This is a genomic window from Dysgonomonas hofstadii, from assembly GCF_014196915.1.
GTDB lineage: Bacteria > Bacteroidota > Bacteroidia > Bacteroidales > Dysgonomonadaceae > Dysgonomonas > Dysgonomonas hofstadii.
Map to the genome: position 1 here is coordinate 20,735 of NZ_JACIEP010000013.1, position 22,906 is coordinate 43,640.

The 22,906-nt window shown below is 39.3% G+C and carries 22 protein-coding genes; 5 read left to right on the forward strand and 17 right to left on the reverse strand.

Annotated features, from left to right (window positions below):
* Window positions 1-246: 246 nt before the first annotated feature.
* From GGR21_RS15690 to pyrH, 9 genes are all read right to left on the reverse strand, one after another.
* A complete protein-coding gene (locus GGR21_RS15690) occupies window positions 247-1,395 on the reverse strand; it encodes an OmpA family protein (RefSeq protein WP_183308178.1) in 1,149 nt (382 codons plus the stop codon).
* A 45-nt stretch (window positions 1,396-1,440) separates the two neighbouring features.
* Window positions 1,441-2,538 (reverse strand): GDP-L-fucose synthase family protein, encoded by a 1,098-nt coding sequence (locus GGR21_RS15695; protein WP_183308268.1) that lies wholly within the window; start codon window positions 2,536-2,538, stop codon window positions 1,441-1,443.
* A gap of 17 nt (window positions 2,539-2,555) precedes the next feature.
* Window positions 2,556-3,710, reverse strand: coding sequence for a GDP-mannose 4,6-dehydratase (gene gmd, locus GGR21_RS15700; protein ID WP_183308179.1), 1,155 nt, complete (start codon window positions 3,708-3,710; stop codon window positions 2,556-2,558).
* Between the two features lie 159 nt (window positions 3,711-3,869).
* Complete coding sequence (locus GGR21_RS15705) at window positions 3,870-5,054, reverse strand: peroxiredoxin family protein (RefSeq protein WP_183308180.1); 1,185 nt, start codon at window positions 5,052-5,054, stop codon at window positions 3,870-3,872.
* Between the two features lie 14 nt (window positions 5,055-5,068).
* Window positions 5,069-6,493 carry a cardiolipin synthase gene (gene cls / locus GGR21_RS15710; protein WP_183308181.1) on the reverse strand — a complete coding sequence of 475 codons (1,425 nt, stop codon included), beginning with the start codon at window positions 6,491-6,493 and terminating at the stop codon, window positions 5,069-5,071.
* Window positions 6,494-6,540: 47 nt separating this feature from the next.
* Complete coding sequence (locus GGR21_RS15715) at window positions 6,541-6,945, reverse strand: ribosomal maturation YjgA family protein (protein ID WP_183308182.1); 405 nt, start codon at window positions 6,943-6,945, stop codon at window positions 6,541-6,543.
* A gap of 2 nt (window positions 6,946-6,947) precedes the next feature.
* Complete coding sequence (gene rsgA / locus GGR21_RS15720) at window positions 6,948-7,874, reverse strand: ribosome small subunit-dependent GTPase A (RefSeq protein ID WP_183308183.1); 927 nt, start codon at window positions 7,872-7,874, stop codon at window positions 6,948-6,950.
* An 83-nt stretch (window positions 7,875-7,957) separates the two neighbouring features.
* The gene (frr, locus tag GGR21_RS15725) at window positions 7,958-8,521 is read right to left on the reverse strand and encodes a ribosome recycling factor (RefSeq protein WP_183308184.1); all 564 of its coding nucleotides are present in this window, start codon (window positions 8,519-8,521) and stop codon (window positions 7,958-7,960) included.
* 108 nt (window positions 8,522-8,629) lie between these two features.
* Window positions 8,630-9,340 (reverse strand): UMP kinase, encoded by a 711-nt coding sequence (gene pyrH / locus GGR21_RS15730; protein WP_183308185.1) that lies wholly within the window; start codon window positions 9,338-9,340, stop codon window positions 8,630-8,632.
* A gap of 364 nt (window positions 9,341-9,704) precedes the next feature.
* Between pyrH and GGR21_RS15735 the strand changes: the two genes are divergently transcribed.
* From GGR21_RS15735 to GGR21_RS15750, 4 genes are all read left to right on the forward strand, one after another.
* Window positions 9,705-10,001 carry a hypothetical protein gene (locus tag GGR21_RS15735; RefSeq protein ID WP_183308186.1) on the forward strand — a complete coding sequence of 99 codons (297 nt, stop codon included), beginning with the start codon at window positions 9,705-9,707 and terminating at the stop codon, window positions 9,999-10,001.
* 397 nt (window positions 10,002-10,398) lie between these two features.
* Window positions 10,399-11,175 (forward strand): peptidylprolyl isomerase, encoded by a 777-nt coding sequence (locus GGR21_RS15740; protein WP_394353489.1) that lies wholly within the window; start codon window positions 10,399-10,401, stop codon window positions 11,173-11,175.
* Between the two features lie 8 nt (window positions 11,176-11,183).
* A complete protein-coding gene (locus GGR21_RS15745) occupies window positions 11,184-11,525 on the forward strand; it encodes a cupin domain-containing protein (RefSeq protein ID WP_183308188.1) in 342 nt (113 codons plus the stop codon).
* 24 nt (window positions 11,526-11,549) lie between these two features.
* On the forward strand, window positions 11,550-12,107 hold the full coding sequence (locus tag GGR21_RS15750; protein WP_183308189.1) for an NUDIX hydrolase: 558 nt from the start codon (window positions 11,550-11,552) through the stop codon (window positions 12,105-12,107).
* A 2-nt stretch (window positions 12,108-12,109) separates the two neighbouring features.
* Here the strand turns inward: GGR21_RS15750 and GGR21_RS15755 are convergent, their stop codons facing one another.
* From GGR21_RS15755 to GGR21_RS15785, 7 genes are all read right to left on the reverse strand, one after another.
* Window positions 12,110-12,613 carry a pyridoxamine 5'-phosphate oxidase family protein gene (locus GGR21_RS15755; RefSeq protein ID WP_183308190.1) on the reverse strand — a complete coding sequence of 168 codons (504 nt, stop codon included), beginning with the start codon at window positions 12,611-12,613 and terminating at the stop codon, window positions 12,110-12,112.
* Between the two features lie 103 nt (window positions 12,614-12,716).
* Window positions 12,717-15,260: an adenosylcobalamin-dependent ribonucleoside-diphosphate reductase gene (locus GGR21_RS15760; RefSeq protein ID WP_183308191.1), complete on the reverse strand. Its 2,544-nt coding sequence runs from the start codon at window positions 15,258-15,260 to the stop codon at window positions 12,717-12,719.
* A gap of 336 nt (window positions 15,261-15,596) precedes the next feature.
* Window positions 15,597-16,349 (reverse strand): zinc ribbon domain-containing protein, encoded by a 753-nt coding sequence (locus GGR21_RS15765; protein ID WP_183308192.1) that lies wholly within the window; start codon window positions 16,347-16,349, stop codon window positions 15,597-15,599.
* A gap of 140 nt (window positions 16,350-16,489) precedes the next feature.
* Window positions 16,490-17,587 (reverse strand): Nif3-like dinuclear metal center hexameric protein, encoded by a 1,098-nt coding sequence (locus tag GGR21_RS15770; RefSeq protein WP_183308269.1) that lies wholly within the window; start codon window positions 17,585-17,587, stop codon window positions 16,490-16,492.
* Between the two features lie 105 nt (window positions 17,588-17,692).
* Complete coding sequence (gene dnaJ / locus GGR21_RS15775) at window positions 17,693-18,832, reverse strand: molecular chaperone DnaJ (protein WP_183308193.1); 1,140 nt, start codon at window positions 18,830-18,832, stop codon at window positions 17,693-17,695.
* A gap of 15 nt (window positions 18,833-18,847) precedes the next feature.
* Entirely contained in the window at window positions 18,848-19,390 is a 543-nt protein-coding gene (locus tag GGR21_RS15780) for a nucleotide exchange factor GrpE (RefSeq protein ID WP_183308194.1), read from the reverse strand.
* A 589-nt stretch (window positions 19,391-19,979) separates the two neighbouring features.
* Window positions 19,980-20,228 carry a hypothetical protein gene (locus GGR21_RS15785; protein WP_221233020.1) on the reverse strand — a complete coding sequence of 83 codons (249 nt, stop codon included), beginning with the start codon at window positions 20,226-20,228 and terminating at the stop codon, window positions 19,980-19,982.
* Window positions 20,229-20,588: 360 nt separating this feature from the next.
* Here GGR21_RS15785 and GGR21_RS15790 point away from each other — a divergent pair, with 360 nt between their 5' ends.
* The gene (locus tag GGR21_RS15790) at window positions 20,589-22,415 is read left to right on the forward strand and encodes an SLC13 family permease (protein ID WP_183308270.1); all 1,827 of its coding nucleotides are present in this window, start codon (window positions 20,589-20,591) and stop codon (window positions 22,413-22,415) included.
* A gap of 5 nt (window positions 22,416-22,420) precedes the next feature.
* On the opposite strand, the gene GGR21_RS15795 is transcribed toward GGR21_RS15790, so the two are convergent.
* On the reverse strand, window positions 22,421-22,903 hold the full coding sequence (locus GGR21_RS15795) for a GAF domain-containing protein (RefSeq protein ID WP_183308196.1): 483 nt from the start codon (window positions 22,901-22,903) through the stop codon (window positions 22,421-22,423).
* Between the last annotated feature and the right edge of the window lie 3 nt (window positions 22,904-22,906).

The following is a 22,906-nucleotide window of genomic DNA, read 5'->3' on the forward strand; positions in this document are numbered from 1 at the left end:
GCTGATATAAAGCCTTTATTATTTATTTTAAGAAGTTCCTTTTGCCTGATATTATAGAGATCGTTCCTTTGCTAAGTAACCAAATAAGTAATTGATTAAAATCAATTTATATCCTTACTTATTATTAAACTCTAAGAAGAGAAAGTAAGGCTAAAATCTTTATCTCAACAGTATTAAAATCATTATAAAACAAAAGAGTGAGGAATAACCCTCACTCTTTCATTTTTTAGTATTTCAATTGCTGGATTATTCAGCGTAGAAAATTGCAACACGGTTCCATGCATTTTCTGCATATGGTTGTTCAGTATCGCCTTTCCATTCAACCTGTACGCGGTCGCTGCTGATGTTGTATTTATTGATCAACGCATTAGCAACATTTTTCGCACGTTTTTCAGAAAGTTTCATGTTGATAGAAGCAGTACCTGTTTTCTTATCAGCAAAACCTACAACTTTAACCTTAGCGCTAGAATTATCTTGTAGATATTTAGCTGTGTTAAAGATGCTTACTTCCTGGTTTTTGTCGATGTGCGCACTACCGATACGGAAGAATACTACGTTAGATACGAAGTTTCCTTTAGCAGCAACTTCTTTAGTAACAACTTTTTCAACAACTTTTTCAACAACTTTTGGCTCTTGAGCTGCAAGTCTTGCATTATCCTGACGAAGCTTATTGATTTGGTTGTTCAGGTCGTCGATAAGACCCTGATCCATTAATAATGCTTCAGAGAAGTCATTTCTCTTACCAATTTTGAACACTAAGCTGGCAGAAGCTGCAACTAGGCCATCATAAGACTTATCACCATCCTGATTAAAAGCTTCCTTCAACAACATTGCAGACAAATCGATATCTAAAGATACTCTGTTTGAAAATCTGAATTTGTTGATGATACCACCATTAAGAGTAAAACTTCTGGATTTAGAAGCAATTTTAACTCCCTGATTTTTGTAATCCCAGCCATAAGCAAAACCAAGACCTACATAAGGAATAAAGCTATAAAAACGAGTTTCGCTATATTTTCCCCAATAGTTCGACAGATTCCACATAAAATCAAATTCTCCGGCAACATATTTGTTGTGAAGCATCGAAGCCGCATTCGGAGCAAAGTTGTGTAATGATCCGCCCTGGAATTTCAAACGTCCTCCGATAAAAGGATTGTACCATTTACCAATCTGGATAGTAGGAGCTACAGTAATACGGTTCAGGAAATCAGCATCACTGTTGTTATCTCCTAGCATAACATTACCTCCGGCACCAATACCAAAGAACCAATTGTCCCAAAAACCATTGTCAGCAAAAGTTGTTTTATAGCCTGCTTGAGTACTAAAACCACTTTCCTGAGCAGAAATAGTTAGAGTCGCAAAAACTAAAACTAAAAGTAAACTTACTTTTTTCATAATCAATCTTTTAAATTATAATTAAACACTATTCTATTTTCTAACTTATAAAAGTATATATTTATTATACCATTCATACATCCGGGTAACCCCTTCTTCTATATCTACTTTGTGTCGCCATCCTAAAGAATGTAATTTAGTTACATCCGAAAGCTTTCTCATTGTTCCATCAGGTTTCTCAATATTGAACCATAACTCTCCCGAAAAGCCAATGATTCTCTTTATTAATTCAGCTACATCTTTTATTGAAATTTCAACACCAGTACCAATATTAATATGTGTGTTGCGAATTTCTTTACCTTTAATAACATCTGTTAAGTCTAAAAAGTTTACAGACTCCATTACAAAAACTGTAGCATCGCCCATTTCATCACTCCAAAGGAATTCTCTCATAGGTTTGCCCGAACCCCATAGTTCAACATGTACTCTATCGTCTTCTTTGTTTACTCCATACTTGTTTAGCACACTAAGAACCTCTTTTTCAGACGAATTCCCGGAAACGCCCTCTATAGGACGCATATCCAGGTCTTTCTTTATGGTATTCCAATCATTCTCATCCAGGCATTTACCTAAATGTATCTTACGAATCATTGCCGGCAAAACATGTGATGTTTCCAAATTGAAATTATCATTCGGTCCATACAAATTAGTAGGCATTACTGCTATAAAATTAGTTCCATACTGAAGATTATAGCTTTCACACATCTTTAACCCTGCTATTTTTGCTATGGCATACGGTTCATTAGTATATTCCAAAGGCCCTGTTAGCAATGCATTTTCAGTCATTGGCTGAGGAGCCTCTTTGGGATAGATACAAGAACTCCCCAAAAATACTAATTTTTTAACATTATTCACATATGATTGATGAATAACATTATTTTGTATCATCATATTTTCATATATGAACTGTCCGCGGTAAGTATTATTAGCTATAATACCTCCGACTTTAGCTGCTGCTAAAAAAACATATTCAGGCTTTTCTTTTTCAAAGAACTCCGCTACTGCAGGTTGATCTGTTAGATCGAGTTCTTTATGTGTCCGCAACACGAAATTTGTATATCCTTTTTCTTGCAAATTCCTAAGTATCGCCGATCCTACCAAGCCTCTATGCCCTGCAATATATATTTTCGCGTCTTTATTTATCATTTAATTAGGTCTCCTCACTCAAAATAATTTAAGATTCTGTATCCGGCATTTTTCAGATACTCTTCTTTTTTCATCAGTTCAAGGTCTTTTGTAACCATATCCTGGCAAAGAGCGCTTAGATCATACTTAGGCTCCCATCCCAATTTGGTACGCGCCTTTGTATTATCTCCGATTAAAAGCTCTACTTCAGTAGGACGAAAATATGCAGGGTCAACCCCAACTATAGATTCTCCAATTCTCTTTTTAAATCCAGTTAACTGCTCTTCTCCTACTATCTTACTAAATTTCTCATCATTAACATCAACAATAAAACCTTCTTCTGCCTCTCCTTCACCTTTAAAATCAACAACGACACCAACCTCTGCAAAAGACATCTTTATGAAATCCCTGATAGTCGTAGTTACACCTGTCGATATTACATAATCATCCGGTGTATCTTGTTGAAGAATCAGATACATAGCTTTTATATAATCCTTGGCATGCCCCCAGTCTCTTTTACTGGAAAGATTACCCATATAAACTTTCTTTTGCAATCCCAAGACTATGCGGGCTACTGCACGGGTTACTTTCCGTGTCACAAAAGTCTCTCCTCTCAGTGGAGATTCATGATTGAAAAGAATTCCATTACTGGCATGCATACCATATGCTTCACGGTAATTCACTGTTATCCAATAGGCATATAATTTGGCTACAGCATACGGACTTCTCGGATAAAATGGAGTGGTTTCCCTCTGAGGAACCTCTTGTACTAAACCATACAGTTCGGATGTAGAGGCCTGATATATCCTTGTTTTATCAACCATATTCAACAAACGAACAGCTTCTAATACACGAAGCGTACCTATACCATCTGCGTTTGCTGTATACTCTGGTGTATCAAAACTGACCTTAACATGGCTCATAGCAGCCAGATTGTATATTTCGTCAGGCTGAACATCGCCAATAATACGGGTAAGATTCATACTATCAGTCATATCTCCATAATGAAGAATCATATTTCGATTTTCATCATGAGGATCTTGATACAGGTGGTCAATACGATCTGTATTGAACAGAGAAGACCTCCGTTTAACCCCATGGACTGTATATCCTTTCTTGATTAAATACTCAGACAGATAAGCCCCGTCTTGTCCTGTAACGCCTGTGATCAATGCAACTTTATTGCCCATATTAAAAACTTAATAAAACGCTATTAAGATCAATTTAATTTATATACAATTCTACTACACCCTGTTTCCCAAAGGGAATAATACAAGGCACAAAGATATGTTTTTTTTAACGAATACAATAAAAAATATCTTTATTTTGGCCTTTTTTCAACAATTTCTTTACTGATTATTGTTAGAAAATTCAATATCAGACACTAAAGCATAACGTTTAATGACTTTTTGGTCATTGCCAATAAGATAAAACATTGGCGTGGCCATTATCCCATAGTTTAAAAAGTTCGCCCCTGCAAACCCTTCGAAATCGCAAAGCTTATCGCTATCGGGCCATGGAAACCATTTTTTATCTTTTTCAAATGCATCTCTCTGATGATCCGATGATATTGAGACTACTCTAACCCCCATTTGGTTTAATTTTGGATAAATTTTAATTAATTCTTCTAATTCTTTATGGCAATTCTCACAATCAGGCTGATAAAAGACCAGTAAAGTTTCAGATGCTTCCGAATCTTTCAGGGATGGCGTCAAACCCTTTATTTCAGGTGCCGGCATCCCTTTTCTTACTTTGGCCATTGCGAAAGCTGCAAAGAGATTATCCCTGGGCACCTTTATACGCCCTGTTTCCTGTACATATGGTATTATAATATCAAATGCATCATCCCACCCATATTGACCTGTTATGGTAACGAGATTTTCAGTTAAATGTTCAAACACTTCATCTGATTTTACACGGTTCAATACCCGAACCATATCCTCAGCCATAACTTGCTGATCACTACCCAATTTCACTAATCCATCTATAACATTATACCATACACTGCTTGTATATAGCTTATCCACATCCAAGTTATTAAATGCATACAGACGTGCATTTGCCCTGTCATTGAGAGTAAAGCTGTTTCCGGCTCTTTCCAATTGCTGCATATAACGGATAAAGTTCACAAAGTGATAGGCATATAGAGTTGTATCTTCTGCAGGAGTTATCCGGTCCTGCATAATAGAATACAGATAATCATTATCAGGGGAATTTTTAAATCTGTACTTTTTATCGGCATCCTGCTCTACGCTAAAATCATTTTCGCCAACAATGATATTTAATACCGGGCTCCCTTCTATCTGCATTGTTCCCATCCCTACATATCCTTTATCTTTTGCAGGAATCTCAATGGTTGTACCTCCCGAAAAAGAAATTTTCCCTTTTTGAATAACATCCTGATTAATTCCTTTATTCAGCATAAAAGTATATTCCTTATTTGCATCGTCAGGCAATGTAAAACTTATCTTTTGGGCACTGATCACAAAAGATACAAGAAATGTAAGATTAAATAGTAATATTTTTTTTATCATCAGGAACTGTAGTTTTATAATAATGGAGAAAACAACCGCATCACCGATTCTTTGAACTTTTCGAACCGTCCTCTCTTATCCCATTCTTCAACAGATAAAAAGGTCGATTGTTCCATATCTTTCAAAAATACATTTTTAGCATGTGTACATGTAGTTTCATTATAGATAAAAGCATCTATTTCAAAGTTGTGTTCGAAACTTCGCACATCCATATTGGCTGAACCGGTTATGGTGAGTGAATTATCAATGATCATTAGTTTGGAATGCAAAAAACCCGCCTCAAAAAAATAAACACTCACTTTTGCATCCAAAACATCTTTCAGATATGACATTGATGCAATATGCACGAATGTAGTATCGGAACTTCGTGGCAGCATCAGACGCACATCGACCCCACGCATAGAGGCCATCTGGAGAGCCAGAAGAAGGGAATCGGTCGGCACAAAATAAGGTGTCTGGATATAAATACATTCCTTCGCATTGGAAATAGCCTGCAAAATCCCCAGATGAATATCTTTATAAGGACCGACAGGACCACTTGTTGCCAGCTGCATCAGGTTATCTCCCTTATTTTCCAAAACAGGGTAATATGCATCAGACGCCAGAAACTCTTTACGGGAAGAATACCAGTCTATCAGAAACGAAGTTTGCAATCCGGCAACAGCCTTGCCCTCAATTTTAATATGGCTATCACGCCATACTCCGTTATTTATTCCTTTTACATACCTGTCTGCAATATTCATGCCCCCCACAAATCCGACCTTTCCGTCTATAACTACTATCTTTCTGTGGTTACGGTAATTCACCCTGCTGGTAAGGAACTTAAACGCCACTTTCAAGAATGGCTGTACTTCAATACCCTGAGCCTGCATATCTTTGAAAAAGCTACGCTTAGCTTTCCATGACCCTACATCATCATATATAAGACGAACTTCTACACCTTCCGCTGCTTTGCGCACCAAAATATTCCGGGTCTTACATCCGATTTCATCATCCAAAAAGATGTAATATTGAATATGTATGTGCTTTTTGGCTTTTTCCAGTTCTTCAAAAAGAGCTTCGAATTTTTTCTTTCCGTCCGAATAAAACTCAACACTGCTTCCTCCATATAAAGGCGATGATTTCAACCGGTTAAGTAAATTAACCAATCCTTTATGTTCTGCAGGGGGATTCAATGTTTCGAGAAGTTCTTTCCGTCCGATAGACCTCCGGTTGAGTTTTTTATACATCTTGTGGGAAATTAACCGCTGCTTACGACTGTCTTCCCCAAAAAAGTAATATATGATGAGCCCGACCAATGGCAACAACAGCAAAATCAATACCCATGAAATTGTTTTCAGGGGATTCCTGTTTTCTGAAATAACGATAATCATTGTACCCAATGCAGTCGCTACATACAAAATCTGGAATATCAGGATTAGATTGCTAGCTGTTTCCATAGACCGATTTAACTTTCCTTCATGTCAAAGGTATAAATAAAATTTCACTACTGTAGTTTTGCTTCTGCATTATCTTTATCACCTTGCTTTCTATCAATAAAATAGCAGATAGCACCACCTACAGTATAACAAACTATATCTCCCCAGCTAAACGAAGAGCCTATTACCGTACGCATTACCTTATTATTCTGCATATTCAACACTTCCACCAAATTAAAATACTGTCCTGTTTCGACAAACCACGCAAAAAGGACAACACCAGTGACAATATATAACGGTTTAGTTTGCACAAAGGTTTTCACAAAGTAGTACATCAGTATCACCACCAATATATCGCCACCATAAGGGCGAACAAAACTGTCATTGACAAATTTGGCGATAATAATCTCTACAATAAAAATAATGAGGAATATTATGAAAGGCTTAAGATTGAATCTGAATTTAAAGGACATACTTATTTCCTGTATTTTTCTTCGGTTTCCTCCTCCATCATACTCAGGTACGATTTATACCGGCTTTCACTTATGTAGTGTTCCTCTACTGCTTTGCGTACAGCACACCCCGGCTCATTGATATGTATACAATTATTGAACCGGCAGTCTTTCGAAAATCTGAATATCTCGGGGAAAAAGTGAAATATCTCATCTTTTTCCATGTGCACCACCCCAAACCCCTTAATTCCGGGAGTATCAATAATAAATCCACCTCCGGGCAACTCTATCATTTCCGAGAATGTAGTGGTATGCATCCCTTTACCATGATAACCGGATATAGCTCCTGTTTTTAAATCAACACTTGGTATCAGGGAATTTATCAGCGTGGATTTTCCTACCCCCGAATGGCCTGCAAACAACGTGACCTTATCTTTTATTTTTTCCTGTAAGGCGTCTAAACCATCCTTTTGCAGGGCAGATATCTTTACACATGGATAGCCTATATATTCATACAGGTTGATAAGAGCGTTCATGTATTCATTATCATCCTCATCATAGATATCCGTCTTATTGAAAACCAGATTTACAGGAACTCTGTATGCTTCGGCCGAAGCCAGAAAACGATCTATAAAAACCGTGGATGTCACCGGCTGGTCAACTGTGACTACAAGGAAGCAAAGGTCGATATTAGCAGCAAGGATATGTGATTGTTTCGATAAGTTTGAGGAACGGCGTACGATATAGTTTTTACGGTCTTCTATCTCTGTAATAAGTGCTGTACCCTCGTTGTTTTCCACAATAACTACCCTGTCTCCCACAGCTATAGGATTGGTACTTCTTATTTCTTTCAGGCGAAAGTTACCTTTCACTTTACACTCAATATCACGTCCGTCGTCAGTACGAACAAGATACCAGCTACCTGTATTTTTTATTACAAGACCGTTCATTAATTAGCAAATTTGAAAATTAGCAAATTTGAAAATTCAGGATCTTAGCTATTTGCTAATTTTCAAATTCTCGAATTGGCTAATTATACTGTCAATATTTCTTTTTCTTTCAATGCGAAAACTTCATCTATCTTTTTGATGTATTTATCGTGAAGTTTCTGCATTTCGTTTTCTGCATCCTTGGCCACATCTTCAGCGACTCCGTCTTTCACCGACTTTTTATAAGCATCTATGGCGTCACGGCGGGCGTTACGCACACTCACCTTTGCGTCTTCAGCTTCCTGTTTGGCCTGTTTTACCAATTGTTTACGGCGCTCTTCTGTCAACGGAGGAATGGACAGGCGAATAACTTCTCCATTATTATCAGGTGTTATGCCTACATCCGAATTAAGGATAGCTTTTTCCACGTCTTTCAGCATTTGCTTTTCCCATGGCTGCACTATAATAGTACGTGCATCTGGCGTATTGATGGAAGCTACTCCGCTCAAAGGCGTCAATGTACCATAATAGTCCAGTTTAATACCATCAAGAATACGGGGATTCGCTTTTCCGGCACGGATATGGGCTAACGCTTCATCCAAGAATTCAACGGAATCCTGCATCTTCTTTTCTGCTTTCTGTTCGATCTGTTTCAGGTCTGTTGCCATAATTATTATATTTTTAGTTTCAAGATTTCAAGATTTCAGGTTTCAAGATTATCTGGATTTATTCAATTTTGAAATCTTAAAACCTTAAATCTTGAAACTCCCTTATGTTTATGCGTGTACATAAGTACCGACTTTTTCCCCTTTTATCAATTTTTCAAGGTTTCCGGGCGTATCCATATCAAATACCACAATCGGCAGATTATTCTCCTTACACATAATAGTCGCCGTCATATCCATCACCTTCAAACCACGTTCATATACTTCATCATACGATATCGTATCGAACTTAGTCGCAGTAGGATCTTTTTCCGGATCAGCTGTATATACGCCGTCCACACGTGTTCCTTTAAGCATCACATCAGCTTCTATCTCAATTCCACGAAGTGAGGAACCTGTATCAGTTGTAAAAAACGGATTACCCGTTCCACATGATAAGATAGCGACTTCGCCGTTTTCCATTGCTTCAATAGCTTTCCACTTACTGTAAACTTCACCTATGGGTTCCATACGGATAGCTGTCAGCACCCGCGATTTTTGTCCTACAGCAGTCAATGCCGAACTCAGCCCAAGACTATTGATCACTGTAGCCAACATGCCCATCTGGTCGCCTTTTACCCGGTCATAACCTTTCGAGGCTCCACTCAATCCACGGAAAATATTTCCTCCTCCTATAACAATACTGATCTGCACTCCCATATCGGCTACAGCCTTTATCTGAGTAGCATATTCATTCAACCGGTTTACATCTATGCCATATTGTTGTTCCCCCATCAGGGATTCTCCGCTTAGCTTGAGGAGTATTCTTCCGTATTTTACCATATCTATTCTTTATAACTATGCAAATCTAGCATATTTTGCGAAATTATGAAAACCTGACACAGCGATATTAATATTTACACATAAATAATAGGGTTGGTCAGATATATTGAAAGCAATCCGGTTTTGTATTTTTTTTGAAGAACTTTATCTATGTATGGAAAGAGTTATGAATTATGCCAATCAGTAGTTGAAATTATTATGATTGTAAAAAATAATCGTTCTATTTTACTAACGCGCCCTTCGGGTTTGTTTTTCATTTTGGCATTGCCCAAAACGAAACAAAAGGCTAGTGCTTCGTTCCCCGCCGACCTGTCATCGGCTTGCCGGCTAAACCAAATAAACTCGCCTGCGGCTCAGACAGTATTTGGTTTCACGCTGTCTTCACCGGACAAGTGCCCGTCGTAGGAACCTATGCACGGAAAGCTGGCGCACGACAGGGAATTACCCTGCCTTGAGGTGGCTTTGCCCGGTGGCATTAAGCCGTAGTGCGGGGCACCCGTCAGGCGAGAGGGGCGTGAAATGGGAAGCGTCCGCAGGACAATCTTTCCATTTAGCTCCTGAGCCTGTAACGGGTCGCATGCAGGATGAGCCACCAAAGCATTTTTGGTTCCTTTTGCGGCTTTGGGCAAAAGGAACACAAGCAATCTTCGATTGCGCGTAGTAAAAAACAATAGAACGATTAAATCTAACTACTGATCCGCATGAGTTATAAGTTATGAATGGAGGGTATAAAATGTGCAGATGTGTCAGGTTTTAACAAAACAAGTTTCTCGCAAAGACGCAGAGACGCAAAGAATGAAATTGTTAACTGTTCACTGAATGAAGTGTCAGGTTTTGGTTGAAAAAGATGCAAAAGTGTAACTTTTGTAACTTTTTGCCTCGCCTTCGCTTCGGCGATTGCTAATTGTCAGATTTTCTATTATCAATTTTAATAAATCACAACAGATGAAAAAACCACAACAAATTTCTATAAAGAAAATAATAACTACTTTTGTTATTCTTAATAAAACTATATGAAGAAGCTATTATATATAACAATCCTATTAATCTCCACAACAATGTGCAGTAGCAAGAAAGAGCCTATAGTTCTCATCCAAACCAATTACGGAAATATAAAAGTAAAATTATATAACGAAACACCCAGACACAGGGACAACTTCCTAAAAAAAGCAGAAGAGGGATTTTTTAAGGATCTCACTTTTCATCGGGTTATCAAAGACTTTATGATACAAGGCGGCGATCCGAAAAGCAAGAATGAAACAGATTCCATTTCTGCCGATTCTCCGGAAGAAAAGAGAATGAGGGATACAATTCCTGCTGAAATCAGGTTTCCTCAATTGTACCATAAGCGGGGATCGCTAGCAGCTGCACGCTGGGGTGATGCGGAAAACCCGACAAGAGCTTCGGATGCTTCACAATTCTACATTGTTACGGGTGAACTCCGGTTCGATGAAAAACTGGACGAAATAGAGAAAAAACGTTTTGAAAATCTGAAGCAAGATATCTATAATAAACTGCAATCGGCCAACATGGACACCATAAAAGCTCTTTATAAAGAAGGAAATCGTATAGCGATTACCGAACTGAGAGAACAATGGAGATCCGAGGCAGAGATCGAAGCCAATGAAAGAAAAACAGAGACACTATATACTGAAGAGCAAAGAGAATTCTACAAGACCAGAGGTGGAACCCCTCATCTGGATGGGGCTTATACTGTCTTCGGCGAGGTGATAGAAGGTATGGATGTAGTGGATAAGATACAGAATGTAAAGACCAACGAAAAGGACAAACCTCTTTCCCCCGTTATAATGAATATAGTTGTACTGGAAAAATAATAAAGATTATGGAACAAAGCAAGGAATTCATACTACACAACGAAATCCCGGTTGAAACAGTCGGCAAAGGTGTAACGCGCCAGATACTAGGCTATAATAATGATATAATGCTGGTAAAGATTGCCTTTGAAAAAGGTGCTATCGGCGATATACATAGCCATCCACATATTCAAACATCTTATATAGTAAAAGGGAAATTTGAAGTGACCATAAATAACAATAGACAGAATCTTGAAGAAGGAGACGGTTTTTTTGTTCCCGGAAATTGTCTTCATGGTGTATTATGCCTTGAAGAGGGTATCATCATCGATACATTCACTCCTGTAAGGGAAGATTTTCTGAAACATTAACATCTTTACAACAAATAATCGAATATGGGATCAAATGACATGAAATGGAAAGTTCTGAAAAGTGAATATCTGGCACACGAGCCCTGGTTTACAGTCCGCCGCGAGCATGTAGAATTACCCAACGGCAACCAGATAAAAGATTATTATATATATGAATACCCCGACTGGGTGAATGTGATAGCAATCACCAAAGACAATAAATTTGTTTTCGTACGTCAATACAGGCACGGGCTAAGCATCACCGAGATGGAACTATGCGCAGGTGTATGCGAAAATGATGATCCGTCACCTTTAGTGTCCGCCCAACGTGAATTATTGGAAGAAACAGGCTACGGCAAAGGCGAGTGGAAAGAAATTATGCAGGTATCGCCAAATCCCAGCACCAACACGAATATCACTCATTGCTTCGTGGCGACGGATGTTGAAGTCGTTTCAGGGCAACATCTCGAACCATCAGAAGATATTACGGTGCATTTACTGACTCTCGATGAGGTAAAAGAACTTCTTCGCAATAATAAGATGATGCAAGCAACACAGGTCGCTCCTCTTTGGAAATACATAGCGGAAAACCACCTGATGTAAAATTAAAATTCCAGTTTATCCTTATAGTTGCGGGAATTGGGGTGAGGTACGCCAAACACTTTTGTAGAGATATCTTCTATCTCTATTTTCCACACACGTACATTGTGGACAGAGGGTTCCGAATAAGTAAAAGCACGTTCCGTATATTGTTTCATTATAATATCAAGCGCTTTTATCTTTTCTTCATAATCTTCCTCAAAGACAACCTTGCCTCTGCAAATCACACTCGCTCCTTTCATCCGGTAACTGCAAGCCACACTTTCATTCTGAAAGGTAAGTACCGGTTCAGTACAGAAAGTGATACATACCTCCGGGTTCTTCGCCAAAGCATTGATGCTGGATCCTTCCTGTGCAGAATGCAGGTAGATCACATCATCTTTATAGCCAAAATTCATGGGAATCACATAAGGAAAGCCATTCAGGTCTATCATACCAACATAGCAAACCGTATTCTTTGCAATTATCTCTTCTATCAAATGCCGTTCTTCAACGGTAACAGTCATCATAATATTTTTGTTTTTTTGAGGTTCTGTGCAAAGATAAAATAAAAGCGGGAACGGTAAAAACCGCCCCCGACTAAACTAAACTCAATATAATCATTTACCTGTATTATCCACATTTAGAAGCCCCGCAATTGGTACACTTCATACATCCTTCCTGATAGATCAACGACTCCAGTCCGCACACAGGACATTTCTGTCCTTTGGCTTCCGTATCATTCGGCAGGTATTTTTTCAAGGCGCGCTCAACCCCGTTTTTCCAGGTATTGATAGTCTCGCTATTGAGCTCAAGTCCCTGAACCAGTTTCACTACCTGATCGATAGGCATACCATAACGCAATACCCCTGAGATAAGCTTCGCATAGTTCCAGAATTCAGGATTAAACTTACCATTGAGGCCTTCGATAGTAGTCTTATACCCACGTTTATTCTTGAACTGGAAGTCATACGAACGCTGTCCTTCATCATTTATTGTCTTAATGATCACCCCATGATTTATATTTTTAGGCAATACCAATCCTTCATCATCGTCGGACAACCCTGTGAAAATTTCGTAAGGACGTCCATCGAGCAGACCTATAAATGCAATCCATTTCTCTCTGTTATTCTGAAACTTGATAACATCTGCAACCAATTCGCGAGGACGATCCATTACAATCTGAGGACGCTCATAGCAGTCTGTGCAATCTTCTTCTTTCTTCTTATCATCGGCTGCAACAAGCACTCCTGCACGGGAACCGTCACGGTATACTGTACATCCCTTACATCCACTCTTCCATGCCTCAATATACAGATCGTTTACCAATTCTTCCGAAACATCGGCCGGCAAGTTTATAGTTACACTGATAGAGTGGTCTACCCATTGCTGAATACGGCCTTGCATCTTCACTTTTTGCAACCAGTCCACATCGTTTGATGTCGCCTTATAATACGGTGATTCTGCTACTAATGCATCGATCTCTTCATTTGTGTATTTCTTTGCTGTAGGATACCCCTTACTCTCCATCCATGTTACAAACTTATGGTGGAATACAATATATTCTTCCCAAGAATCTCCATTTTCATCCACAAAGTCTACGCGCACATCCTTATCATTAGGATTTACCTTACGACGGCGCTTGTAAACAGGAAGGAAGACAGGCTCTATTCCCGATGTCGATTGGGTCATCAGACTGGTTGTCCCGGTAGGAGCAACAGTCAGACAGGCAATATTACGGCGTCCGTATTTCTTCATATCTTTCAGTAATTGAGGATCAACCTCTGCCAAACGATTGATAAACGGATTACCTTTTTCACGTTCAAAATCAAATATTTCAAATGCACCACGCTCCTTGGCCATCTCTACAGATGAACGATAAGCTGCAATAGCCAGTGTACGATGTACTTCTTCTGCAAATCCTGTGGCTTCTTCTGTTCCGTAACGAAGTCCCATAGCTGCGATCATATCACCTTCGGCTGTAATACCCACACCTGTACGACGTCCCTGCAATGTTTTTTTACGGATCTTTTCCCAAAGATGTCTTTCAGGTCCACGCACTTCATTTGTTTCCGGATCGTCATCAATTTTCTCAAGGATCTTTTCTATCTTCTCTGTTTCAAGATCGATAATATCATCCATTATACGCTGAGCCAGCCCAACATGTTTTTTGAACAGTTCAAAATCAAAATAGGCATCTGCCCTGAATGGATTGACAACATACGAATATAGGTTTATTGCCAACAAACGGCAACTATCGTAAGGACAAAGAGGAATTTCGCCGCACGGATTGGTAGAAATGGTTTTGAAGCCAAGGTCTGCATAACAATCAGGAACCGACTCTTTAATTATAGTATCCCAGAACAAAACTCCCGGTTCGGCTGATTTCCATGCATTGTGAACTATCTTCTTCCATAATTCTCCTGCTTCTATTTCTTTCACATTAGTCGGGTTAGCCGAATCTATTGGATATTGTTGTCTGTATTTTGTTCCATCGACAACCGACTGCATAAAAGCATCGTCAATCCTTACAGAAACATTCGCTCCTGTCACTTTCCCTTCTGTCATTTTTGCATCTATAAAAGACTCCGAATCGGGGTGCTTAATAGACACACTAAGCATCAGGGCGCCACGACGTCCATCTTGTGCCACTTCACGGGTAGAATTGGAATATCTTTCCATGAACGGTACCAATCCCGTAGATGTCAATGCAGAGTTTTTCACAGGAGAACCTTTAGGGCGGATATGAGACAAATCATGCCCTACCCCACCACGGCGCTTCATCAGTTGTACCTGCTCTTCATCTATGCGGATAATCGCCCCATAAGAGTCGGACGGCCCATCAATTCCTATCACGAAGCAGTTGGAAAGCGAAGCTATCTGGAAATCATTACCGATTCCCGTCATCGGGCTTCCTTGAGGTACTATATACTTAAAGTGATCGAAAAGGTCAAACAACTCCTTGCTCGACAAGCCATTTTTATACTTAGCCTCCATACGACCTATCTCATTAGCTAAACGCCAATGCATATCTTCGGGGGAATGTTCATAAATATTCCCCGCTGCATCTTTTAATGCATACTTGTTAACCCACACTTTAGCGGCCAGCTCATCACCGGAAAAATACTCCAATGCGGCGCTGTATGCCTCATCAAAAGTGTAAACCCTTTGTGCCATTTGTTTTATATTTTAATATTTTTTTGAAATCTTACCCCTGCAAAGAATGTGTCTTGCTTTCTCTATGCAATATTACTCAAAAGGAACAAACGACACAAATTTTCAAACATTTTTTTTCCAACAAAAACAAAAGTTTTCCATTTTATTTTTTAATACACTGATATATAGATATTTATTTTTTATAAATCTAAAAAAAGTTTTCCATTTTTTATTTTTATATATAGATAAACTTCCCCCTATAAGATAACAACAGAAAACTATAAACACAAAAAAACAGCCGGAAAATTATCAACAATTTCCCCGGCTGTTTAGTTATTAGTTATGAATATATAGATACTACTCTACACCTATTAATTCAGGGTCAATCATTATACGTCCGCAGTATTCACAAACGATAATCTTTTTACCGATTTTTATATCCATTTGTTTTTGTGGCGGGATTTTATTGAAGCATCCGCCACAAGCTCCACGTTCGATCATAACCACAGCCAGACCATTACGTGCACTTTTACGGATACGTTTGAATGCAGTCAACAAACGGGGCTCAACATCAGCTTCTATTTCTTTAACTTCTTCCCTCAATTGTTCTTCCTGCTGTTTTGTTTCCGACACGATACTATCCAGCTCTTCTTTCTTTTGTGCAAGATCTGCCGAACGCTCAGTCAGAAAAGATTTACTTTTTTCAACCTGCTCACTCAGATTTTTAGAATCCTGAGTAAACTCACGCACACGCTTTTCGGACAGCTCTATTTCCAGCGATTCAAACTCTATTTCCTTGCTCAGGTGATCGAATTCACGGTTGTTACGCACATTGTCCAACTGTTCTTTATACTTTTCTATTTTAAGAGTACTTTCCTGTGCTTTTTGCTTCTGATGCGAAACTCCAGTCTCAGCTTCTTTCAGCTCGGTTTCATATTTCTTAATACGGGTCTCAAGACCTATTATTTCATCTTCGAGGTCAGCCACTTCAAGAGGAAGCTCCCCCCTTAAGATCTTAATATTATCTATTTCAGATAATTTCTGTTGCAGATGATAAAGCGTTTTTAGCTTTTCCTCTACAGTTACTTCTTTTTCCGATTTCTTAGCCATAAAATTGATTGTTCTTAGCCTTATAGTTAAATATTATGTGTACCTACAACACCTTACCCTATTTAATAAAAAAATGCAGTAATCAGATAAATTCTTCTTACTACATCATCTGTAATAAGCAGGAGTATATCACTGCCCGATTACAAATAGTTCACAGGATTAACATCGAATCCCGACATATGAATCACAAAGTTAGGATATTTTTTTGAAATAATATCGAAAAAAATATTCTTTGTGAATATTTCAGATTCATAATGCCCCACAGTGGCTAGTAATATCTTATCTTCCACATCGTAAAAATCGTTGTATTTTGCTTCACCGGTAATAAACACATCCGCACTATATGAAATTGCCTTCGGGATGAGAAATGCTCCACTACCGCTACAAATAGCGACATCCCTGACCGGCTTACCCCGTAATGCCGAATGTTGTATTATATTCAGATGAAATGTATCTTTCAACAAATAAAGGAAATCATCCTCATCCATTTCTTCGGGCAAAGTGCCGACAATACCACTACCGGCTTTTTCCCAGACATTGGTTAATGCATAAAAATCATAAGCCGGTTCCTCATAGGGATGGACAGATATAAGTGCCCGCAATACTTCCGATTGTTTATAAACAGGCAATATTACCTCTATACGAGTTTCCTGCTCGTAGTGCAGTTCACCTCTTTCTCCAACATACGGATTTGTATCATCTCCCGCCCTGAAAGTACCTTCTCCATGCACATTGAAGCTACAGGAATCATAACCGCCAATATTACCCGCCCCTACATTAAACAATGTATTGCGCACCAGTTCTGCATGCGAATGAGGTACAAAGGTTACCAGTTTCAACAGTTTATCCTTTTGCGGATCAAGAATCCTCACATGTTGCAAATTCAGCATATCTGCCAGGTATTGATTTATGCCCTGCCAGGCATTATCCAGATTTGTATGGGCAGCATAAACAACAATATCATGCTTACAGGCTTTTATCATACAACGTTCCACATAACTTTTCCCTGTCAACGATTTGAAACTACGGAAAGCCAAGGGGTGATGCGATATTATCAGATTGCACCCTAAGGCTACAGCTTCGTCCACCACCGCTTCGGTAACATCGATACAAACAAGTGCGGCTCTGGCTTCCTGATTGACATCTCCGACCTGAACTCCGCTATTATCGAAACTTTCCTGCAAAGGGATAGGAGCTATCTGCTCTATGGCGTGTAGAATTTCTCTTATTTTCATAATTTTCCGCTTTTCTACACCAAAGATAAAGTTTTGGAAGAACAATTACTAATATTGGACTATAAAGATAAAAGAGCAACCGGATGGTTACTCTCTTATTTACATTATCTAATCGAACATTTTCCTGAAATGGCTGAATATCTTTTCTTTCACGGACTTGCTGGGTTGAAAATTCGGAGAATTTTCTAATCCTGTCAATGTCGCCTTTTCACCATCACTCAGATTTTCAGGTATATATACGCTTATATTGATCAGTAAATCTCCCGTTCCATAACGATTGATACTTGGCAAGCCTTTATTTTTCAGGCGAAGCACCTTACCCGGCTGAGTACCCGGCTCGATAGTCACCTTTACCTTCCCATCTATTGTAGGGACAACTACATTACCTCCCAGGGCCGCAGTAGAAACGGTTAGCAGCAAATTATATACCACATCGTTATCATCCCTGAATAGTTCCGGGTGTTGCTCCTCTTCTACCAGGATAAGCAAATCGCCGTTAACTCCGCCATGGCGGGCAGCATTACCTTTTCCGCTCATGGAAAGCTGCATACCCTCGGCTACTCCGGCTGGTATATTGATTGTTATTACTTCTTCTTCTTTTACAATTCCTTCACCTGCACAATGCGAACATTTCTTTGTAATGGTCTTTCCCTCACCATTACATGCCGGACAAGTAGATTGAGTCTGCATTTGTCCCAGTATTGTATTCATTACACGGGTTACAACACCAGAACCTTTACAGGTATTGCAGGTTTCATAAGCTGTGCCATTATCGGCACCTGTACCTTTACAATACGAGCAGGCAACAAACTTATTAACCTTGATTTTCTTTTCTACACCATTTGCAATATCCTTCAATGACAATTTTACCTTGACACGCAGATCGGAGCCCCGGTTAGCCCGTGGGCCTCTTGAACTGCCGAATCCACCAAATCCGCCGCCAAAATGGCCTCCGAATATATCTCCGAACTGGGAAAAAATATCGTCCATTGAAAAACCTCCGGCATGACTGCCAAAACCTCCGGGAGCTTCGTGTCCGTACCGGTCATATTTAGACCGCTTCTGTTCGTCACTTAGTATTTCATAAGCTTCGGCTGCTTCCTTAAATTTCTCTTCAGCAGCTTTATCTCCTGGATTTTTATCGGGATGATATTGAATAGCCTTCTTGCGATAAGCTTTCTTTATTTCCTCGAACGTTGCTGTTTTGGTGACTTCAAGCACCTCATAATAGTCTCGTTTAGTTGCCATCAGGTTTTTCCTTTTTTATTTTGCAACAATTACTTTCGGATAACGGATCACTTTATCATCAAGCATATAGCCTTTCTGCACACTATCCACTATCTTATCTTTATCTTCTTCTGTTTGTGCAGGGACTGTTGTTAATGCCTCATGCTTATCGGTATCGAATGGCTGCCCTATAGTCTCTATTTCCTTTACTCCATGTTTTGTCAGGAAATTCACAAACTTACTATAGATCAGATCCACCCCTTCTTTCACTGCTTCCACATCTTCAGTCTTAGATATATTATCTAAAGCGCGCTCAAAATCGTCCACAACATTAATCACATCCAGCAAGACCCTCTCACTGCCTGATTTCAACAGTTCAGCTTTTTCTTTCAGTGTACGCTTCCGATAATTATCAAATTCTGCATTCAGGCGCAAATAAGAATCGTTCAGTTCATTATACTTCGCCGCCCAATCAGTCACATTGTCATTTTCTTCTGTGTTTTCTACCACCTCCGACTGATTATTTGTCACGTTTTCTAACTCTTCCGGATTTTCCTTATCTGTCAGTTTTTCTTCCATATCTTGTATTATTTTTATTTACAGCTTATTACAAAACAAATTCAACAAATTACCATTTGGGAATCTGCATCATTTATTGTAGTTTATGTATATACAACAAAAGGCTTGCCAAAAGTCTTCTCTGGTTAGTAGTAGTAAATAATAAAAACCTGACAGATTGTTCGGTTAACAGTCAAGAAAAAAGTTACAAAAGTTACACTTTTGCATCTTTTTCAACCAAAATCTGACACTTCATTCAGTGAACAGTCAACAGTGAACAGTTAACAATTTCATTCTTTGCGTCTCTGCGTCTTTGCGAGAAACTTGTTTTGTTAAAACCTGACACTTCTGACAGATTATCCCGCAAAAACGTTATCCCCCAAAATATTATTAGATATTTCAATTTATAATTCATAACTCATGCGAATCAGTAGTTAGATTTAATCGTTCTATTGTACTAACGCACCCTTCGGGTTTGTTTTTCATTTTGGCATTGCCCAAAACGAAACAAAAGGCTAGTGCTTTGTTCCCCGCCGACCTGTCATCGGCTTGCCGGCTAAACCAAATAAACTCGCCTGCGGCTCAGACAGTATTTGGTTTCACGCCGTCTTCACCGGACAGGTGGCCCGTCGTAGGAACCTATGCACGGAAAGCTGGCGCACGACAGGAAATTACCCTGCCTTGAGGTGGCTTCGCCCGGTGGCATTTGTCCGTAGTGCTGGGCACCCGTCAGGTGAGAGGGGCGTGACATGGGAAGCGTCCACAGGACAATCTTTCCATTTAGCCCATGAGCCTGTAACGGGTAGCATGTAGGGTGAGCCACCAAAGACTTTTTGCATTCTTTTGGGGCTTTTGCCAAAAGAATGACAAGCAATCTTCGATTGCACGTAGTAAAAAACAATAGAACGATTATTTTTTACAATCATAATAATTTCAAATACTGATTGGCATAATTCATAACTCTTTCCATACATAGATAAAGTTTCTCAATTTTGATCAACTATCATTTTGTTTTATCAAACCCTGCTGAAAGAATATTAAATAAACATGATATAAAACAAATGTAAAAATTTCCAAACAATTCTTATCTTTTTATCGTTCATATATAAAAATGTTTCGTCTTATAAAACAGTATTTTCTATCTTTGCATAAACTCTGAAAATTGAAAGGAAACTAAACTAACGCTTCAATTATGGACTTATCATCATTATTTTCTCCGATAAATATCACACTGGCTATTCTAATAATATCCGCTGTTTTTTTTATGCGTGGCAAAGTCCGCTCCGATCTGGTAGCCATGTGTTCATTGCTGGCATTGAGCTTATTCGGGATATTAAGTCCTGCTGAAGCTTTAGCTGGATTTTCCAATTCTGTTGTTATAATGATGATTGGACTGTTTGTTGTAGGAGCAGGTATTTTCCGTACAGGTCTTGCCAAAATGATAAGCAGTAAGATTCTGCAAATGGCCGGAGGCAATGAGAATATGCTATTTGTCGCCGTGATGCTTGTAACAGCTTCAATCGGTGCTTTCGTGAGCAATACCGGAACAGTAGCCGTAATGATGCCTATCATTATCAGTATGGCGGCAAGTGCTAACCTCGATCCACGCAGGTATCTGATGCCTTTGGCTTTCGCCAGCAGTATGGGAATGTTTACCCTTATCAGTACGCCACCCAATCTGGTGATTAATAATGCGCTTATAGAGGCCGGACACGATGCGCTTTCTTTCTTCTCATTCGCACCGATCGGTTTTGTCGCCCTTTCTGTAGGTATTATTGTCCTATTTTTCCTGACAAGGTTTCTTATTACTAAAAAAGATACTTCTGCTAACAAAAAGGCTAAAGGGAAATCACTTGTTGAACTGGCGCAGGAGTATCAGCTCGAACAACAGTCATATAGGATTGAAGTACGTAAAGACTCTCCTTTATTAAATAAAACATTAGCTGAACTCAGGATTGCGACTCATTATAATGTAAGTGTCAGTAAAATTATCAGAAAGGTAGGAAATTCCCGTTTTAGAAAAAATACTGTGGAAGAAGTTGCCGGACCCAGATCAATAATTCAGAAAGACGATATTTTATATTGCCATGGCGAATTATCCGATATCGAACGTTTCGTATCCGAGAACAGCTTATTTATGGAGAAGAGTGATAAAGAGCCATTTTCCAGTTTTCAGGAGTCAGGTATTGCCGAGATATTTATTATGCCTAATTCGAAGCTGATAAACCGTACCATATCGGAAATAAGATTCCGTGAAGAATATAATGTCAATGTGTTGGGTATCCAACGCCAAAAAGAGTATAAGATGCAGGACATAAAAGATACAAAACTGCATTCGGGCGACGCCCTGCTTATACAAGGAGCATGGAAAGACCTGGCTAATCTGGACGACAGGCAAGACGATCTGGTACTTGTGGGACAGCCTCTGAAAGAAGCCGCCAAGGTAACACTGGATCAGAAAGCCCCGGTAGCAGCTATAATAATGTTACTGATGATCATTGCCATGGTATTTGAGATTATACCTTCTGTAATAGCTATTATGCTGGCTGCAGTAGCTATGGTCATTACCGGATGCCTGAGAAACATCGAAGAAGCCTATGGCAGTATAAACTGGGAAAGTGTTGTACTGATCGCCGCGATGCTACCGATGGCTACCGCTTTTCAAAATACAGGTGTAGACACGTTAATATCTACAGGATTAGTAGATAAATTAGGAAACATGGGACCATATGCCCTATTGGCCGGAATATATTTCTGTACTTCCTTGCTGACCATGTTCATCAGTAATACAGCTACGGCCGTACTGTTTACGCCGATAGCATTAAAGGCTGCGATCGTTATGGGGGTAAGCCCTTATCCGTTCCTTTTTGCTGTGGCTGTGGCAGCCAGTATGTGTTTCGCCTCTCCATTCTCAACTCCGCCAAATGCTTTGGTCATGAGTGCAGGACGGTACAGTTTTATGGATTATGTAAAAGTCGGATTGCCTCTACAGATAATAATGGGTATAGTAATGATCTTTGTACTACCATTATTATTCCCATTCTAAAGAGATTATAACTGAGATTCCAGTAGTTTTACGATTTGTTGCAGATAGTGCGCATCGGTTTCATCAAAATGATTAAGATGTTCACTATCGATGTCAAGAACTGCTATTACTTCGTCATGATGAAATAAAGGCACGACTATTTCTGAACGAGACGCAGCATCGCAGGCGATATGCCCCGGAAACTGGTCGACATCATCCACTATGACTGTTCGCTCCTCTTTCCATGCAGTTCCGCATACACCTTTACCATATTTGATACGGGTACAGGCTATTGTTCCCTGAAAAGGGCCTAATACTAACTCTTCCCGTTTTACAATGTAAAAGCCTACCCAGAAGAATTCGAAGGTCATCTTCAAGGCTGCGGATATATTTGCCATGTTGGCAATGGTATCGGTTTCTCCCTCAAGTAAGGCTTTTAGTTGTGGGAGGAGGGTGAGGTATTTTTGCTCTTTAGTAGAATTTGGAATGGTAATTAAATATTCCATCATTGT

Bases quoted from the DNA above. Each gene is read 5' to 3' on its own strand.
- rsgA (WP_183308183.1), bottom strand. From the start codon at position 7,874: ATGAACGGTCTTGTAATAAAAAATACAGGTAGCTGGTATCTTGTTCGT.
- GGR21_RS15715 (WP_183308182.1), bottom strand. From the start codon at position 6,945: ATGTCCTTTAAATTCAGATTCAATCTTAAGCCTTTCATAATATTCCTC.
- GGR21_RS15760 (WP_183308191.1), bottom strand. From the start codon at position 15,260: ATGGCACAAAGGGTTTACACTTTTGATGAGGCATACAGCGCCGCATTG.
- GGR21_RS15745 (WP_183308188.1), top strand. From the start codon at position 11,184: ATGGAACAAAGCAAGGAATTCATACTACACAACGAAATCCCGGTTGAA.
- GGR21_RS15795 (WP_183308196.1), bottom strand. From the start codon at position 22,903: ATGATGGAATATTTAATTACCATTCCAAATTCTACTAAAGAGCAAAAA.
- gmd (WP_183308179.1), bottom strand. From the start codon at position 3,710: ATGGGCAATAAAGTTGCATTGATCACAGGCGTTACAGGACAAGACGGG.
- GGR21_RS15780 (WP_183308194.1), bottom strand. From the start codon at position 19,390: ATGGAAGAAAAACTGACAGATAAGGAAAATCCGGAAGAGTTAGAAAAC.
- GGR21_RS15740 (WP_394353489.1), top strand. From the start codon at position 10,399: ATGTGCAGTAGCAAGAAAGAGCCTATAGTTCTCATCCAAACCAATTAC.
- GGR21_RS15690 (WP_183308178.1), bottom strand. From the start codon at position 1,395: ATGAAAAAAGTAAGTTTACTTTTAGTTTTAGTTTTTGCGACTCTAACT.
- GGR21_RS15755 (WP_183308190.1), bottom strand. From the start codon at position 12,613: ATGATGACTGTTACCGTTGAAGAACGGCATTTGATAGAAGAGATAATT.
- GGR21_RS15765 (WP_183308192.1), bottom strand. From the start codon at position 16,349: ATGGCTAAGAAATCGGAAAAAGAAGTAACTGTAGAGGAAAAGCTAAAA.
- dnaJ (WP_183308193.1), bottom strand. From the start codon at position 18,832: ATGGCAACTAAACGAGACTATTATGAGGTGCTTGAAGTCACCAAAACA.
- GGR21_RS15750 (WP_183308189.1), top strand. From the start codon at position 11,550: ATGGGATCAAATGACATGAAATGGAAAGTTCTGAAAAGTGAATATCTG.
- frr (WP_183308184.1), bottom strand. From the start codon at position 8,521: ATGGCAACAGACCTGAAACAGATCGAACAGAAAGCAGAAAAGAAGATG.
- GGR21_RS15705 (WP_183308180.1), bottom strand. From the start codon at position 5,054: ATGATAAAAAAAATATTACTATTTAATCTTACATTTCTTGTATCTTTT.
- pyrH (WP_183308185.1), bottom strand. From the start codon at position 9,340: ATGGTAAAATACGGAAGAATACTCCTCAAGCTAAGCGGAGAATCCCTG.
- cls (WP_183308181.1), bottom strand. From the start codon at position 6,493: ATGGAAACAGCTAGCAATCTAATCCTGATATTCCAGATTTTGTATGTA.